General features: G+C 29.0%; 14 protein-coding genes. 12 read left to right on the top strand and 2 right to left on the bottom strand.

Annotated features, from left to right (window positions below; translation table 11 throughout):
- The first annotated feature begins 646 nt into the window (after window positions 1-646).
- The 5 genes from BEN51_RS12415 (at window position 647) to BEN51_RS12395 (ending at window position 7127) form a co-directional block, all read left to right on the top strand.
- Entirely contained in the window at window positions 647-1765 is a 1119-nt protein-coding gene (locus BEN51_RS12415; protein ID WP_119866337.1) for a helix-turn-helix domain-containing protein, read from the top strand.
- Between the two features lie 103 nt (window positions 1766-1868).
- On the top strand, window positions 1869-2588 hold the full coding sequence (locus BEN51_RS12410; protein WP_119866336.1) for a CPBP family intramembrane glutamic endopeptidase: 720 nt from the start codon (window positions 1869-1871) through the stop codon (window positions 2586-2588).
- Window positions 2589-2624: 36 nt separating this feature from the next.
- Window positions 2625-4871, top strand: coding sequence for a hypothetical protein (locus BEN51_RS12405; RefSeq protein WP_207652782.1), 2247 nt, complete (start codon window positions 2625-2627; stop codon window positions 4869-4871).
- Between the two features lie 160 nt (window positions 4872-5031).
- Complete coding sequence (locus BEN51_RS12400) at window positions 5032-6156, top strand: SLC13 family permease (RefSeq protein WP_119866335.1); 1125 nt, start codon at window positions 5032-5034, stop codon at window positions 6154-6156.
- 143 nt (window positions 6157-6299) lie between these two features.
- Complete coding sequence (locus tag BEN51_RS12395) at window positions 6300-7127, top strand: exodeoxyribonuclease III (protein WP_119866334.1); 828 nt, start codon at window positions 6300-6302, stop codon at window positions 7125-7127.
- A gap of 74 nt (window positions 7128-7201) precedes the next feature.
- Here the strand turns inward: BEN51_RS12395 and BEN51_RS12390 are convergent, their stop codons facing one another.
- Window positions 7202-7780, bottom strand: coding sequence for a TetR/AcrR family transcriptional regulator (locus BEN51_RS12390; RefSeq protein ID WP_236906220.1), 579 nt, complete (start codon window positions 7778-7780; stop codon window positions 7202-7204).
- Between the two features lie 161 nt (window positions 7781-7941).
- Between BEN51_RS12390 and BEN51_RS12385 the strand changes: the two genes are divergently transcribed.
- The 3 genes from BEN51_RS12385 to metF all read left to right on the top strand — a co-directional run bounded on the left by BEN51_RS12385 (window position 7942) and on the right by metF (window position 12716).
- Entirely contained in the window at window positions 7942-9348 is a 1407-nt protein-coding gene (locus tag BEN51_RS12385) for an MDR family MFS transporter (protein ID WP_119866332.1), read from the top strand.
- 231 nt (window positions 9349-9579) lie between these two features.
- Window positions 9580-11856, top strand: a complete 2277-nt coding sequence (metE, locus tag BEN51_RS12380) for a 5-methyltetrahydropteroyltriglutamate--homocysteine S-methyltransferase (RefSeq protein ID WP_119866633.1) — start codon at window positions 9580-9582, stop codon at window positions 11854-11856.
- Complete coding sequence (gene metF, locus BEN51_RS12375; RefSeq protein ID WP_119866331.1) at window positions 11853-12716, top strand: methylenetetrahydrofolate reductase [NAD(P)H]; 864 nt, start codon at window positions 11853-11855, stop codon at window positions 12714-12716. The genes metE and metF overlap by 4 nt, the downstream gene beginning before the upstream one ends.
- A 28-nt stretch (window positions 12717-12744) precedes the next feature.
- Here the strand turns inward: metF and BEN51_RS12370 are convergent, their stop codons facing one another.
- The gene (locus tag BEN51_RS12370; protein WP_119866330.1) at window positions 12745-13665 is read right to left on the bottom strand and encodes a LysR family transcriptional regulator; all 921 of its coding nucleotides are present in this window, start codon (window positions 13663-13665) and stop codon (window positions 12745-12747) included.
- A 225-nt stretch (window positions 13666-13890) separates the two neighbouring features.
- On the opposite strand from BEN51_RS12370, the gene BEN51_RS12365 reads away from it, so the two are divergent.
- The 4 genes from BEN51_RS12365 (at window position 13891) to BEN51_RS12350 (ending at window position 17774) form a co-directional block, all read left to right on the top strand.
- Window positions 13891-15033: a metallophosphoesterase gene (locus BEN51_RS12365; protein ID WP_119866329.1), complete on the top strand. Its 1143-nt coding sequence runs from the start codon at window positions 13891-13893 to the stop codon at window positions 15031-15033.
- Window positions 15034-15156: 123 nt separating this feature from the next.
- Window positions 15157-15462, top strand: a complete 306-nt coding sequence (locus tag BEN51_RS12360; protein WP_119866328.1) for a Dabb family protein — start codon at window positions 15157-15159, stop codon at window positions 15460-15462.
- Between the two features lie 297 nt (window positions 15463-15759).
- Window positions 15760-16494: a 23S ribosomal RNA methyltransferase Erm gene (erm, locus tag BEN51_RS12355; protein WP_119866327.1), complete on the top strand. Its 735-nt coding sequence runs from the start codon at window positions 15760-15762 to the stop codon at window positions 16492-16494.
- 440 nt (window positions 16495-16934) lie between these two features.
- Complete coding sequence (locus BEN51_RS12350) at window positions 16935-17774, top strand: AraC family transcriptional regulator (RefSeq protein ID WP_119866326.1); 840 nt, start codon at window positions 16935-16937, stop codon at window positions 17772-17774.
- Window positions 17775-17823 lie beyond the last annotated feature (49 nt).

Below are 17823 nucleotides of genomic sequence, written 5' to 3'. Positions count from 1 at the left end.
CAAAATAATGGTATAAAAGAAACAAATATTAAGAACGCTGATTTAAGTTTAGATATAAACAAAATCAGCGTTTTTTATGGTTAAGGATCAAGGTAAAGTAGAGATTTACATGTTTGTAATAATATGGGATTAAAAAATTATCAAATGAAGAATATTAGTACACTGTGACAATTCCTTTAGACCTAGAAGAAGGTATTGAATTCTAGTGAGTTTGTTTGATGATATGGTGATTGGGCTATAGTTGAATAAGTTAAATTATAATTGCAATAAGATTATCACATAAATATATAACGAATATTGTAAAAATATATAATATAAAAATATTTACAATTATGTAATATAAAAGGTAAAATTATAAATATATATAATTTAAATTTTAAATGATATTTAGAATATTATTTTTTAATTAATAATATGAGAGATAACATAATTCAAATATTAGGCATGAGAATACCAAAAGAAAATTTAGTAGGAAGTGAGGACAGTAAATAGATTTGTGTAAAGCAAACTATCTACTGTCTTTTTTATATAATTAGATTTGGTTGATTAATTCAACTATTAGTTGAATTTAAAGGTTATGAACAACTATCATTCCATTGATAGATTTTTTATATGAATTTATACTTTTATTAAAAGGAGAGGTTCTATGAAAGAATTTAAATTTTCTGATAATGTTACATTTTTACGAAAAAAATATGGAATGACCCAAGGAGATGTAGCTGCATATATAGGGGTGTCGAGTGCAGCAGTGTCTAAATGGGAACAAGGATTAAGCTATCCAGACGTATCCTTATTACCTCGATTGGCATCTTTGTTTCATACAACTATTGATGAATTACTAGGGTATGAACCACAACTAGCCAAAAGCAAAATAATGGAGTTATATCGTAATTTTTCAAAAAGATTTCTTACAGAAAGCTTTGAAACAGTTCAGGCAGATGTGGAAAAGGTGATAAATGAATATTATTCTTGTTTTCCATTATTGGTAAGAATGGCTCAATTATACTTGAATCATTATTTTTATTCGCAAGATCCTCAAAGTGTTTTGGGACGAATTGAGAAATTGTGTGAGCGTGTAGTTTCTTTGAGTGATGATCATAAGCTAATTCAAGAAGTACAGATAATTTATGGCTCTGTATTATTAATCAAGAACAATCCCCAAGAACTTTTAAAAAGTGTAGGTTCTGAAGTTCCTATTCAATTAGGAGTAGAAAAATTGATAGCAGAAGCTTATGCAATGCTTAGAGATTATGATAAGGTTAAAGAAACATTGCAAGTTACAAGCTTTCAGCATTTATTTAGTATGATATCAAGTGAAATTGAATTATTAAAATATATTACTGATAATCAAAATTTATTTGATGAAATGGTTAATCGTTTGGAAAAAGTAATAGAAATATATAATATTGAACAATTAAACGGCCTTATAAAACTTGTCTTTTTTTATGAAGTTTCATTAGGTTATATGAAACAACAGCGTTATGCAGATGCATTGTGTATGCTTGAATGTTTTTATCATACAAGTAAAAATTTATCATTTCCTATTAAATTTAGCGGGGATAATTATTTTTATACTGTTGACAGTTGGATAGAAAAGAATATTCAGACAGGACCTTATGCTCCAAGAAATGAGCAAGCAATTAAAGAGGATTTACTTAATATGTTACAGAAAGAACCACTATTTGCTCCATTGCACGAAGAACCAAAGTTTAAATTGATAATTAAAAACTTGCAAAGTATGTTTCAAGTTAAATTAGAAAAGTAATTAATAATATAAAATTAGTCAATGAGTTAACAAGATATGAAGTTATTTATAAAATTTATAATTGGTAATAGTTATGAAATTAGAATGTTAGGAGTTGTTAGTAATGAAAAAAATAATTGTTGTAATAATTTTAGGATTGATTGCTGGTGTGGTTTTAGGAGTACAGCAAGTAACTTCTTTAACGCCTGAAATGGAAAAGCAAATCGTTGCACAACTTGGATCGAAGCAAGTCCTTATTATCGCAGCGATGATGCAAACAGCAGTTATGGCGAGTATTGCTGCAATAGTAGGATTTTGGGCCTCTACAAAAGTAGACTTGAACAAGCCTTTTGTTTTTAATAGAAAAAGTATTTTTGCAGCAATTGTTATTGGAATTGTATCTGCTAGCTTCATTGTTATTTCAGAGAAGTTTATCTTTGCTGAAGTATTGGGACTTGGGGATAAATTTGAATTTTCCTGGCTTTATTTTCTTGGAAGTATATTATATGGAGGCATAATTGAAGAAATACTTTTAAGGCTTGGTCTTATGACATTTATTATATGGATTGCTAGCAAAATGATAAAAACCATAAATAGTAATGGAATTTATATTGCTGGAATTGTTATTGCCGCACTTCTATTTGCAGCTGGTCATATTCCTGCAACAGCACAAATGTTGGGCTTAAGCTTGGTATCTGTTCTTCGTACCTTATTGCTTAATTTTTTACCAGGGCTTGGCTTTGGTTATTTATATTGGAAGCACGGATTAGGATATGCAATGCTTGGACATATTTCAACCCATGTTATCAGTCAACTAATCCTTCTCCCTTTATTTTTCAATTAAATTTAGCTGTAAGTTTATAAATAAGGAGGAAAAGTAGTGCAAAAAAATCACAAAAATAAATTTTTAAGTAAAATAAATTTATATATGCATTGGAAACATCTTTCCACAGGATGGAAAGGAGCAGTAATAGGATTAAGTATTGTGTCTTTATTATTATACATTGTACAAGCATATTATATGATAGGGACGCGTGGAATTGGTGATTATGTAATTGGCAGTGCTGCTTTCTTGATTGCGATAATTCTATTATCTGCTTTTATCACATTATTCATTCGATTGATAAAGAAAATTCCGTTTATATACATATGGATTATGTTTGCAAGCTTTTTTCTAGTATTTATATGTTTTATCGGTCCTTTGAAATTAATGTTTATTATAACGATATCTATTATGGTTTCTTTTTCTATCCTAGGAATGTTTATTTGGCGACTATTGAAGGGCCAATATCGTCAGTCAGGTAAGGTATCAAGAATTATAACAATTTTATTGTCATTTTTATCAATAGCTTATATTCTTATCGGTGCTTATTGGTTATTTCATAATGGTGATAATGAAGTACCATTGTCATATAAACTGAAGTCAATAAAAGCAATAGAACAGTATTCTCTTCCATTACCTAATCCATCTGAACAGGGAGAGTATCAAGTAAAGACATTAACATATGGAAGCGCTAACAATTATCGAAAAGAATTCAATGCTGAAGATTCATTGATTACAAAGTCAGTAGACGGTTCGCCTTTTGTAGAAAATTGGTCATCAATTCGAACAAAAACATTTGGATTTGGGCCAGATCAAATGCCTCTTAACGGAACTGTATGGTATCCTGATGGTGATGGTTCCTTTCCATTAGTAATTGCTGTTCATGGTAATCATTTGGCGACAGACTATTCTGATCTTGGATATGATTATTTAGGGAATTTGCTTGCTAGTAAAGGTTATATTTTTGTATCGATTGATGAAAATTTCTTGAATACTTCACCATATGATGACTTATTTATGTTAAAAGTATTAAAAAATGAAAATCCTGCTCGTGGCTGGCTCATTTTAGAACATTTAAAGATGTGGAAGGAGTGGACCAACTCAAAGGATCATCTATTTTATAATAAAGTAGATATGCAGCGAATTTCATTGATTGGACATTCGCGTGGTGGTGAGGCAGTGGCAATTGCTGCACTTTATAACCAATTGCCTTCCTATCCCGAAAATGGAAATATAAACTTTGATTATAATTTTGGCATTAGGTCTATTATTTCTATTGCAGGGACTGACAGTCAATATAAACCTGCCGGAGAACTAACAGCTTTAAAAGATATCAGTTATTTAGCAATTCAAGGCTCCCACGATATGGATGTAAGTTCATTTGATGGTGTTAATCAGTACGCTAGAATTGACTTTACAGAAAATAGTCCTAATTTTAAATCAACGATCTATGTATATGGAGCTAACCATGGACAGTTCAACACAAAATGGGGAAAATATGATGGAGCTGGTTTGGGTAATAGGCTTTATAATATAGCAAAAATTTTGCCGCAGGAGGATCAATTACAAATTGTCAAGGTACTTGTTTCTTCATTTTTGGAAACAACTTTAAAACAAAAAATGGAGTATCGATCTATATTTCAGGATATTGGTTATGCTAGGGACTTGCTTCCAGATACGATATATATAAGTGACTACTTGGATGGAAATACTATGATAGTTGCAAACTTTGATGAGGATATTGATTTTTCTACAACAACGTTAAAGGGAGGAAGATTGGTTGGACAAGCCTTGAAGGAATGGCATGAAGAAATGGTCAAGATGAAATACTCTGATAGTATTTTTCGTGCTGTGAGGCTTGACTGGGATTGTACAGAAACTAATGAAATTCCAAGCTATTCAATTTTTCTTTCTGGCACAGAGGTTGATATAAAAGAAAGTGATTATATCGTATTTTCAATGGCTAATAGAGAAGAAAAGGATTTGGATAGCATAGATGAACTTCTTGATTTATCAGTTCAAGTAGAGGATCATAGCGGTAATATTGCAAGTTTACCATTAAGCAGTGTATCAAATTTATTGCCAATGATTAAAGGAGATATTATAAAAAGGCCTTTTACAGCTTTGATGCCAACAAAAGAGCCAATATTTCAGAATTTTGCATTTAAGTTAGAAGAGTTTAAAAAAGTAAATAGTGAATTTAATCCAGAAAATGTGGCTAATATTAAATTTGTTTTTGATAAGAGCAATAAAGGGTCAATTTATTTAAGTAATATTGGTATACGTAAAGAGTTTTTAGATTAGATTTAACTTATTATGACTATTCCTTTGATATACATTTATGGGAAAATATCAAGTTGTCCTTTTGTATTTACTAAAGTATAATCATTGATAGCAAGAAACTATTCCTATTATACATGGGAGTTATTAAAGAGATTAACTAATGACGAGGAGTAAGGATTTAATGAAATTAATTTTTAACTACATAAAAAAAGAAGCAGTATTAAGCATATCTTTCTTACTTGCTATTATATCCATGTTATTTGTACCATTGGACAATAAATATATTAGCTACATTGATTTTCATACATTAATTGTTTTATTTAGCTTAATGCTTATAATGGCAGGGCTTAGAAGCCTAGGAATATTTTCCATGATAGGTAGCTGGATGCTGAAAAAGATGAGGAATGTGAGAAGTTTATCAATAGTATTAGTTCTGCTTTGTTTTGCTTTCAGCATGCTTATTACAAATGATGTAGCACTTATTACTTTTGTTCCCTTTACAATTGATATACTTGTTATGACTGGGTTAGAGAAATATATGATTTCTATTATTGTGTTGCAGACTATTGCAAGTAATTTAGGGAGTATGCTTACACCATTAGGTAATCCACAAAATTTATATTTATTTTCTTTAAGCGGAATGAGTTTGAACAAATTTCTTTCGTTAATGATGCCTTATACTTTGCTTTCATTAATTGGTCTATTAGTAGTTTGTTTAGTATTAATTGATAGAAAAGCTGTTGAGGTAAAGCTGCAGTTAAATCATAATCTTATATTAAATCAAAAGAAAAAAATTATTGTTTATATATTGCTTTTTCTTTTTGCTTTGACAAGTGTAACTCATATAATTTCAGTTTATATAACAGGAACGGTAATTTTACTAGCAGTTTTTCTAATAGATCGTAGAATTATAGGAAAAGCTGATTATGCTTTATTATTTACATTCATATTTTTATTTATATTTATCGGAAATATGAAACGTATTCCTGAAATAAGTTTTTGGTTTAATAGTGTTATAAAGGGAAATGAATTGATTACATCAGTTCTTGCAAGTCAGGTTATTAGTAATGTTCCTGCTGCTATCCTCCTTTCCGGCTTTACAGATAATATATCAAGCTTAATTATAGGTACAAACTTAGGGGGACTTGGAACAATAATAGCATCTATGGCAAGTCTTATTTCTTTTAAATATTATGCTAAAACAGAAGGTAAGCGAAATGTAGTTTATCTTGTAGTGTTTACCTTACTTAATTTAATTTTTCTGGCAGCATTATTGATTTTATATTATATACTTGCCAAAAGATAATTAATATCATTTATTTGATTAATTCATTATGGTAAAATGATTTATAAGACACTATAATAACTTAGATAAAATTCAAAGATATTTGTTTATGAAGTTATATAAGTTAGTTATTAGATAAATCTATCCATAAAGGAGGAAAAGTAATGAAGTTTATCTCATGGAATATTGACTCATTAAATGCAGCCCTGACAAGTAGTTCAGCAAGAGCTTTGTTATCTAAAGAAGTATTAAATACAATTAAAGAGCATAATCCAGATGTGATTGCTTTACAGGAAACAAAACTGCCATCTAGTGGACCTAGTAAAAAGCATTTAGAAATTTTAAAGGACATGTTCCCAGATTATAAAATTGTTTGGAACAGTTCAGTTGAACCAGCTCGTAAGGGTTATGCAGGTACAATGTTTTTATATAAGGATAATTTAGAACCAGTTGTTAGTTATCCTAAAATAGGTTCACCAAGTACTATGGACTATGAAGGAAGAATAATTACATTAGAATTTGATGATTTCTTCTTAACTCAAGTTTATACACCTAATGCAGGAGATGGCTTGAACCGTTTAGGAGAACGTCAAATTTGGGATATAAAGTATGCAGAGTATTTAGAAAGCTTGGATAAGGAAAAGTATGTAATTGCAACAGGTGATTTTAATGTAGCTCATAAGGAAATAGATTTAGCTCATCCTAATAGTAATCGTAATTCACCTGGATTTACTGATGAAGAGCGAGAAGGTTTTACAAACTTATTAGCAAAAGGCTTTACAGATACTTTTAGATATATTCATGGAAATATAAAAGATGTTTATACTTGGTGGTCTCAGAGAGCTAAAAGCAGTAAAATTAATAATTCTGGCTGGAGAATTGATTATTGGCTAGTTAGCAATCGTATTGCAGATAAGGTAACTAAATCTGAAATGATTGATTCAGGTGAAAGACAGGATCATACCCCAATATTACTTGAAATTGATTTGTAGAATATAATCTTTTACCCTCGATATGACTTTATGAGAAGCTATCGAGGGTATTTTTATATTTACATTAAATAAATTTATTCAAGAAAAACAGGAAGTAGTATTTCATCAACTAATTGTTCAAGATGATTTTCTTTAATGGCATCTTTATGAATTAAATTTCTTACACGGATTAAGTCAAAAGGAAGGGTTAAGGTTGTATCACTTACTTCTTTTATTTTTTCACCCCTAGCTTTTGCTAAACTAAGTAATTTTCGCATAACAAGAATGTTTTTATTAGTTGCGTTAACTTCAATTTCAGACATTTTTTTGCTATCTTGCCCCATCTCATATAAGACTGCGTTCATGATTTCATAGCTGCCTTCCGTATAAATCCTTTGATAGAGTGTAAGAAGATGTAATAAATCTCCACGAAGGCTTCCAGTATCCTGAATTTTATCAATTAATTCGCCACCTAATACCTTTGCTGTTTTATATGTCATAATCTCATGAATTAATTCAAATTTATTTTTCCAGCGGCGGTATATTACAGTACGACTTGTTTTTGCTTCCTGTGCGATTTGTTGAAATGTGAGATTAGTATATCCGACCTTTTTAATCATTTCTATAGTGGCATTATAAATACTTTCACTTAGTATATCTCCACGTTTTCGCATGTTTTTCATCCTTTCCCTGGCAAGAGTAAGTATATAAATTTCCAAAATGCTTATAAAAACATTATAACATTTTTTTAATAAAAAATAAGATACATATTGCACTTTATTTTAAAAAGGAGTATATTATTAGGGTACAAAATGTATCTTAAGGAGATGGCGATATGAAAAAAGATAAATCAATCAAAGAAATTATGAGTATAGCATGGATTTTGGTATTTGGGGCACTTCCACCAATGTTAGATACTACTATTGTCAACATAGCTGTGAATGATTTGGCAAAAATATTTTCAGCATCTTTTTCTAGTACTCAGTGGATTGTAACTGGATATACCCTTGCTTTAGGAATTGCAGTTCCATTTTCTGGATGGTTGATTCGTAAATATGATGGTAAAAAAATATTTATGGGAGCTTTAGGAGTATTTTTGGCAGCTTCACTGCTTTGTGGTCTATCATGGGATATGAATAGTTTAATTACATTTCGTATATTTCAAGGTTTTGCTTCTGGAATAATGATTCCAACCTTAACAGCTTTGGTTGTACAGCTTGCAGGAAATGATAATATTGGACGTTTAATGTCTATTGTTGGAATACCTATTGTTTTTGCTCCAATTATTGGTCCGGTTATTGGGGGATTAATTATGCAATATTCATCTTGGCATTGGTTGTTTTTTGTGAATCTTCCTATTGGAGCAATTGCTTTATTGATGATGCATTGGAAATTACCAAATTTTAAGGCAATAGATAAATCTGCTAAATTAGATTGGATTGGTGTTTTTCTACTTGTAATGATGTCAGGAATGTTTATCTTTGGTGTAACTGAAATAAAGGCCTCAGGGGCTAATTCAATAGCTGTTTTATCCTTTGCATTGGCTAGTATTTCCTTAGTAATATATTTATTTTATGGTTGGAAAAAGAAGGATTTAGCTTTGATTCCATTAGAGTTGTTTAAATCTAAAAATTTTAGTGCATCCTTTATTTCTTTATTTTTAGCTGGATTTGCTACTAATGGACCTATGCTTTTATTTCCAATGTTCTTTAGAAATGTACGAGCTTTAAATGTTATTACATCAGCTCTTTGGTTAATACCTCAAGGTATAGGAATGCTGGTTACACGACCTATCATTGGTAAAATGACTGATAAAATTGGAGCCAGATTTGTTGTTCTACCTTCAATTATAATAACTATTATGGGAACTCTGCCATTTGCATTTTTTGATTCTGATACAGCCTATTGGATTATATGGCTTACTTTATTTTTACGTGGAATAGGAGTTGGAGGTATAACTGTGCCTATTATGAGCGATTCTTATGTAGGTCTTAAAAATACTCAAGTTCCAGCAGCCAGCGTTGCTACAAGAATTATTCAAAATATAGGTGCTGCATCTGGTTCGGCGATTTTGGCAACAGTTGTTAGTAACTCTCTAAATATGAAGGAAGGGACTATAGCTAATTTAACTATTGCTTATCATATGGGTTTTATTACAAGTTTAATATTTATGTTAATTAGTATTATTCCTACATTCTTTTTGACAAATAAAATTAGAAAAGATGCTATTTTATTTAAATAATTAAATATAAAAGAAATGACACTTAGTAGTTTTATTAATTACTGAGTGTTTATTTTTTATTAATTATTTATTTTGAGTTACTTAGATTACATTGTAAAGCTTTAAGTCTAGAGCCTGATTAATATAAAGTTATAGTTATAAACTATGGATAATGATAAATAATGGATATTACACTATAGAAGGATTTTTATGGTAGCATTATAAAAAACAAATATGAAAGGTAGGGGTGATATGAAAACATCTGTTATAGGATACCCAAGAGTGGGAGTTTTAAGAGAATTAAAATTTGCAACAGAAAAATATTTTAAAGATGCTTTTACCAAGGAAGAACTTCAAGCTATTGCTATTAATTTAAGGGAAACCCATTGGAAGGTTCAAAAGGAAAAAAGAATTGACTTTATATCTTCAAATGATTTTTCTTTTTATGACAATATGCTAGATACTGCTGTTTTACTTAATGTGATTCCAAATCGTTATAAGAAACTTCAACTAGATAGTCTTGATGAGTATTTTGCTATGGCAAGGGGATATCAAGGGGAAAAAGGCGATGTAAAAGCTTTAGCTATGAAAAAATGGTTTAATACTAATTATCATTATATGGTACCTGAAATTGAAGATGGAACTGAAATTACTCTCATAGGAGATAAGCCTTTTAAGGAATTTTTAGAAGCTAAAAGCTTAGGAATTGAAACTAAACCTACTATAATTGGGGCTTTTACATTTTTAAAGTTAGCAAGATTTACAGGTGAAAAAACGATAGCATACTATATAAATGATATTATTCGCTCGTATTCAGATATTTTAAATAAATTTAATGATTTAGGGACTCAGTGGATTCAGTTTGATGAACCTTACCTTGTTATGGACTTATCAGAAGAAGATATACATCTTTTCACTAGACTATATGATTCTATCCTTAATGAAAAAAGGAAGACTAAAGTGTTATTACAGACTTATTTTGGTGATATAAGAGATTGTTATGGTAGAGTTATTGCAATGCCTTTTGATGGGATTGGTCTTGATTTTGTTGAAGGAAAAAAGACATTGGAGTGTATTAAAGAATTTGGTTTTCCAGATAATAAAACTCTTTTTGCAGGTATAGTTAATGGAAAGAATATTTGGAGAAATAACTATACTAATACTGTTAATTTGATTATAGAATTAAAAAAGTACTGTAAGAATATTGTTTTAAATACATCTTGTTCACTTCTTCACATTCCATATACTCTTAAAAATGAAGATGGTCTTTCTGAAGAGTATAAAAAGTATCTTGCTTTTGCAGAAGAAAAGCTAATGGAGCTATCGGAATTAAAAAGAATATTATCTAATAGTGATTCAGTTTTTACTGACGAATATAGGGAAAATAAAAAACTATTCAACCAGGTGAGATGTTATAAAAATGAAAATGTTCATACAGCTGTTTCTGCACTTTCTCAAAATGATTTTATTAGACAGCCTAACTTTGAAGAACGTGAAAAAATTCAGAAAGAAAAGTTGAATTTACCATTACTTCCAACAACAACAATCGGTTCATTTCCACAGACAGCAGATGTAAAAACAAATAGATCTAATTATAAGAAAGGAAAAATTTCTTTCGAGGAATATGTAACCTTTAACAAGAAAAAAATTGCAGAATGGATTGAGCTGCAAGAAAAGATAGGTCTTGATCTCTTGGTTCATGGAGAGTTTGAGCGTAATGATATGGTTGAATATTTTGGAGAGAATCTTGATGGATTTTTATTTACTGAGAAAGGCTGGGTTCAGTCTTATGGTACAAGATGTGTAAAGCCGCCAATAATATGGGGTGATATTTCTCGTTCTAAGCCAATAACTATTGATTATTCTGTTTATGCACAATCTCTTACATCAAAATATGTAAAGGGAATGTTAACAGGTCCAGTAACGATTTTAAATTGGTCATTTCCACGTGAGGATATATCCTTGAAAGATTGTGTATTCCAAATTGCCCTTGCTATAAGAGGAGAAGTCCTTGATCTTGAAGCAAATGGAATTAAGGTTATTCAAATTGATGAAGCAGCACTTAGAGAAAAATTGCCTCTTAGAAAAAGTGACTGGCATAGTGAATATCTTGATTGGGCAATCCCTGCTTTCAGATTTACTCATAGTGGTGTAAAAGCTGAAACACAAATTCATACTCATATGTGCTATAGCGAATTTGCAGACATTATTAAAGATATCGATAATATGGATGCTGATGTAATTACTTTTGAAGCAGCACGTTCTGATCTTAGCATTATTAAAACAATAAGGGAAGGTGGATTTAAAACGGAAGTCGGTCCTGGTGTTTATGATATTCATTCGCCAAGGATTCCAAGTGTTTTGGAAATTAAGGAAGCACTTTTTAAGATGCTTGAAGAAATACCAGGGAATAAGTTATGGGTTAATCCTGATTGTGGACTTAAAACAAGAGGAAATGAAGAGACTATTTCTAGTCTTGAAAACTTAGTTATTGCAGCAAAGGAAATCAGAAAGAGTTTGTCAGAATGAAAACATGCGAACTATTTAAAGTGAAAAGAGTTCTGTCCTTTGAAATATTTCCTCCAAAAAGGACAGACTCTGTTAATATAATTTATGATACTATTGAAAAATTAAAAGGAATTAACCCAGATTTTATTAGTGTCACATATGGTGCGGGAGGAAGTGAAAGTAGTAGTAATACATTAAAAATAGCATCTGATATTAAAAATAAATACGGTCTTGAAAGTGTTGCACATCTTCCTTGTATTAATCTTACAAAAGGTGAAGTTCTTAAAATGTTAGATGATTTCAAAAAGGCTGGAATTGAAAATATTTTGGCTTTAAGGGGGGATGTTAATACTAGATTTATCCTAAAAAATGATTTTAAATATGCAAGTGATTTAATTTCCTTTATAAAAGAAAATGGAGATTTCAATATAATAGCAGCTTGCTATCCGGAAGGTCATTTTGAATCTTCAACAATCATTGAAGATATTCGTAATTTAAAACGTAAAGTAGATGCAGGGGCAAACCAATTGATAACACAGTTGTTCTTTGATAATAATTATTTTTATTCATTTAGGGAACGTGCTGCTATTGCTGGAATAAACGTTCCAATTGAAGCAGGCATTATGCCAGTTGTGAATAAGAAACAGATTGAGAGACTGATTAGCCTTTGCAGGGCTAATCTCCCTAAAAAATTTTTGACTATCATGACTAGATATGAAAATAATCCAGAAGCTATGAGAGATGCTGGTATTGCTTATGCTGTGGATCAGATAGTTGATTTGATAGCACAGGGAGTAGATGGAATACATCTTTACACAATGAATAATCCCTACATTGCCCATAGAATCTATGAAGCCATAAATACTTTACTTGTTGCATGAAACAATGCCTCTTTGGAGGCATTGTTTTTTATTTTAAGTTATATCCATATTCGCAAATCCATTTTTTTAATTTTGAAATATATTCAATGGCTAATGAACTAAGATGAGATTTTTCGTTTGCAATCCAGCCAATACGCATTTTCTCATCTGTTATAAGGGGAATCGATATAATATTATCTCCGTTTAGATCGCTGCTTAAAATACCTGAACAGATTGTATAGCCATTTACTCCAATTAATAAATTGAAAAGAGTAGCACGATCGCTGACATAAATAGTTTTCTTTCTAGGAAGAGTGCTAAATATTTCTTCTGAAAAATAAAATGAATTATATACACCTTGTTCGAATACAAGAAATGGATAATTATCTAGATCTTCCAGACTAATAGCTTTCTTATTGGCAAGAGGATGCTTTGAGCTGACAAAAATGTGAGGATTAGCTTCAAATAGAAGATTGAATACTAAGTGGTTTTCTTTTAATATCTTGTTGAGAACTTTTTCGTTAAAATTACTTAAATATATAATTCCTATCTCACTTCGTAAATTTTTTACATCTTCGATAATTTCATAAGTTCTCGTTTCTCGTAGAGTAAAATCATACTCATCTACATTTAAAGCTAAAATCAGTTCTACAAAAGCATTAACAGCAAAAGCGTAATGTTGAGTGGATATTGAACATAGTTTTTTTGAAGGTTTTTTTCCTATATAACGTTGTTCCATAAGTTCTGTTTGCTCTATAATTTGGCGAGCATAAGAAAGAAATTCTGTACCATCAATAGATAGTGATATTCCTTTTGGAGTGCGGTAGAAAATTTCTATTCCGAGTTCTTTTTCAAGATCTTTAACAGCTGCTGAAAGACTAGGTTGTGTAATAAAAAGTTGTTTAGCAGCTTCTGTAATTGAACCGCATTCAACAATTTTTATTATGTATTTAAGCTGTTGTAATGTCATAATATCACCTTTTCCATATTTTTCTATAATTATAAACTATAACTAAATATCAATCAATATAATTTGATTTAGCTAATCTTTTTTATTTATATTTCGATTTATCCATTATATTTTAATCTCTTTAAGTTTTGTTTATAATAATATAATAGAGCTTAACATTAATAAAGTTTTAAACTTGAATAAATATACTTTAGTATTAAGCCAAAATAGGGGGTAGATTTCTTTATGATGGTCTTTGCTCTTTTGTTAGTAATATCAATTTATGCTTTAGCAAATTTTTATATAGTAAAAAGGATTTATCCAGCAGTGAATTTTATAGAAAATCCTATATATTCTAAGGGATTTTTAGCAATATATATTATACTTGCAATAATTCTAGTGGGTAGATTTTTATGTAGTTTTATGAATATTAATAAAACAATAAAAAAGACTATTAATATAATATCTTCTTATTTTATGGGAATATTTGTTTATATGTTTTTATTTTTAGTAATAGGAGATATATTAGTTTTAATTTCTATATTAACTAGGATTACATCCTTAAATTATATTAATGAAATTAGGCCATTTATAAGCATAATTTCAATATTAATAGCACTAATATTAAGTATTATTGCAATATTTAATGCTAAAGAAACAAATGAAGTCTTTTATAGTATTAGTACAAATAAAGAATTAAAAGAAAAAATAAAAATTACTTTTATTAGTGATGTTCATTTGGGAGCTGTAGGTTCTGAAAAAAGATTAAAAACTATAGTTGAAAAGATAAACTCCCAGAATAGTGATGTAGTTTTAATAGCAGGAGATTTTTTTGATACTGATTTTAGTACAATTAATAATCCAGATAAGGCAATTGAACTTTTAAAAAATATAAAATCAAAATATGGAGTTTATGCTTGCCTTGGAAACCATGATGCAGGTAAAACCTTTGATGAAATGAATGACTTTCTTAAAAAGAGTAATATAAGATTATTAAATGATGAATTTGTAGAGATAGATAATAAATTTATAGTTTTTGGTCGCTTAGATGCTTCTCCTATAGGAGTTCAAGGAAACTTAAAAAGAAATCTTTTAAAGAATTTAAATTTTAATAATAAAAATAAATTGCCTGTTATAGTAATGGAACACAATCCAATGAGAATTAATGAATATAATGGTGATATTGATTTAATTGTGGCAGGCCATACCCACAAGGGGCAAATTTGGCCGGGCAATATAATTACAAGTAAAATGTATGCTGTTGATTATGGCTATTATAGAAAGGATGAAGATAGTCCTCAAGTAGTTGTAAGTTCTGGCGCTGGAATATGGGGAATGCCAATGAGACTTGGTTCAAAATGTGAAATAGTAAATATAAATTTAAAATAATAAAATAAAAACTTGTAAATAAATTTGGCTGTATACTACAATTTTGTTATAATTTAAATTAGTAAAGATTATTTTAAAAACAAAGAGATTTTATGGGAATAATATACAAGAAGGGGATATATTATGATAAGACATATTGTAATGTTTAAATTTAAGGAAGAAGCAGAGGGAAGAAGTAAGAAGGAAAATATAGATATAGCTAAGAAGATGTTTATGGAATTAAAAAATGAAATAACTTATATATTTAAAGATGAAGTTAAAATAAATTCAGAAGAGGCAGATAGCAGTAATTACGATTTAATTTATATTGCTGACTTTAATAATATAGAAGAACTAAATAAATATTCAGTTCATCCAGAACATTTAAAATTAGTAAGTTTCATAAAAAATGTTAGAGAAGAGAGAGCCTGTATTGACTTTGAAATTTAAATTTAAAAATACTGTTTGCTTAAAAGTAGGCAGTATTTTTAATTTATTTTTTATTACAATTCTTCAGTATAAAATAGTCAAAATAAATTTTTTATAAATATATGGAACTTTTTAGAGGGAATTTGAAACTCTATATTTGATATGTTAAAATAACAAGGATTAAAAGCAAAATTTAGGAGGGATAAGAATGAAAGCCTCAATACGTTTAAGAATAGTTCATTATAATCTATGCAAAAATAAAGGGTTATAATGGATTATTAAAATAAATTCATTATAACCCAAATAGGAGTGGTTATAATGAATAAAATAAATATAAAAGATAGTCAAAATTTTATTACTTCAAAAAATAATATTGAAAAAATAATAAAATATATAAATTTAAAAAAGGATGATCAAATTTTTGAGATAGGTGCAGGTAAGGGGCATTTTACTTATGAATTAGCAAGTAGATGCAATTATGTGACTGCAATAGAAATTGATAATAAATTATGTGAAATAACTGATAGTAAGCTTTCAAAACATTTAAATTATGAAATAATAAATAAGGATATAATGAAATTTAAATTTCCTTGTAATAGATCATATAAAGTATTTGGTAATATACCTTACAATATAAGTACAAGTATAGTTAGAAAAATTGTTTATAAAAGTGTTGCTACAGCTAGTTATTTGATAGTTGAATATGGTTTTGCTAAAAGATTATTAGATACAAAGAGGTCTTTAGCACTACTTTTAATGGCAGAAGTTGATATTTCAATATTAGCAAAAGTACCTAGGCATTATTTTCATCCTAAACCTAAAGTAGATAGTTCATTAATATTATTAAAAAGAAAAGCAATAAGAATGTCATGTAAAGAGAAAGAAATATATAAATACTTTGTTATGAAGTGGGTTAACAAAGAGTATCAAAAACTATTTACTAAGAATCAATTTAAAAAGGCCATGAAATATGCTCAAATAAGTGATTTAAATAATATAACTTATGAACAATTTTTATCACTTTTTAGAAGTTATAAATTATTTAGGTGTTAATAGGTTTATTTAAAGAAGGATTTAGAGAATTAAAATAATCAATTATTTAGAAAGAGTTGTTGTGTTAAGTAATTAGCACAACAGCTCTTTTTTGTATTTATAATTTCAAAATCACTTTGATATGCTTCTTTTATTTAATATAACTTAAAGAAAAGATAAAAATTTAGATATTTTAATAAATAGAAAATAATAAGTAATATGATATTATAATTATAAAGAAAGCTAAATAATCAAGATATATTTAATATTTCTAGTTATAATTAATAAATTATTTTTAAGTTTTGATTTTTAATAAATTATATAGAGGTAAAAATGAAAAAATATTAGTTTAGCAATTGATACTTTTAATATATTGAAGCTTGCAATAAATGGCATTAAAAGTCGGGTATAATTTTTATATTAAAGTTATAATAAAATTACGCTGGAAGGGAGATTATAGTATGAATGGCTGGATAGACGGGATTCAAAATGCAATTGAGTATATTGAAGATAATCTTACAGAAGAACTGAATATTCAAGAAATTGCTAAAAAAGCATGCGTTTCAGCATTTCATTTTCAAAGAATTTTTAATGTATTATGCGGTTTTACAGTAGGAGAGTATATTAGAAGTAGACGATTAAGTATAGCAGCAGAAGAATTATCAAAATCTAGTATTAAGATAATTGATATTGCCATAAAGTATGGTTATGATTCTCCTGATAGTTTTACCCGTGCTTTCACCAAGTTTCATGGAGTTTCTCCTTCAGCAGCTAAATTAAAGGGTGTAAATTTAAGATCCTTTGCACCATTAAGAATTAAATTAATATTGGAGGGCGGTACAATGCTTGAATATAGGATAGTTGAAAAGGAGCAGTTTACTGTTATGGGTAAACTAAGAAGATTTGATATTGAAACTTGCTATGTTGATATTACAAACTTTTGGCAGGAGCATATGCAAAGCGAAGATAGTAAAATTGTTTGTGGAATGTACGGAGTTTGTATGGATAGTGACGGAAAGGAAATAGATTATTTAATTGCTGATAATTATTTGCCATGGAATGATATACCTGATGGTTATGTTACTAGAGTAATTCCTGCTGGGACATGGGCAATATTTCCATGCAGAGGGCCGTTACCAAAATCATTACAAGATGTTAATACAAAGATTTGGAGTGACTGGTTACCAAACTGTAAAGAATATAAGCTTGCTGGAAACTATAATATTGAAATGTATACTCCACCTCAAGAAAATCCAGAGGATTATTATTGTGAAATTTGGATACCTGTAGAAAAAGTTTAGAGAATGATTAGGATAATTATAAGAAAAAAATGGGTTTTACAAATAATTA

It is taken from the genome of Clostridium isatidis (assembly GCF_002285495.1).
Lineage (GTDB): Bacteria > Bacillota > Clostridia > Clostridiales > Clostridiaceae > Clostridium > Clostridium isatidis.
The sequence above is the reverse complement of the archived record's forward strand: the minus strand, read 5'-3'. Positions and strand labels throughout refer to the sequence as shown.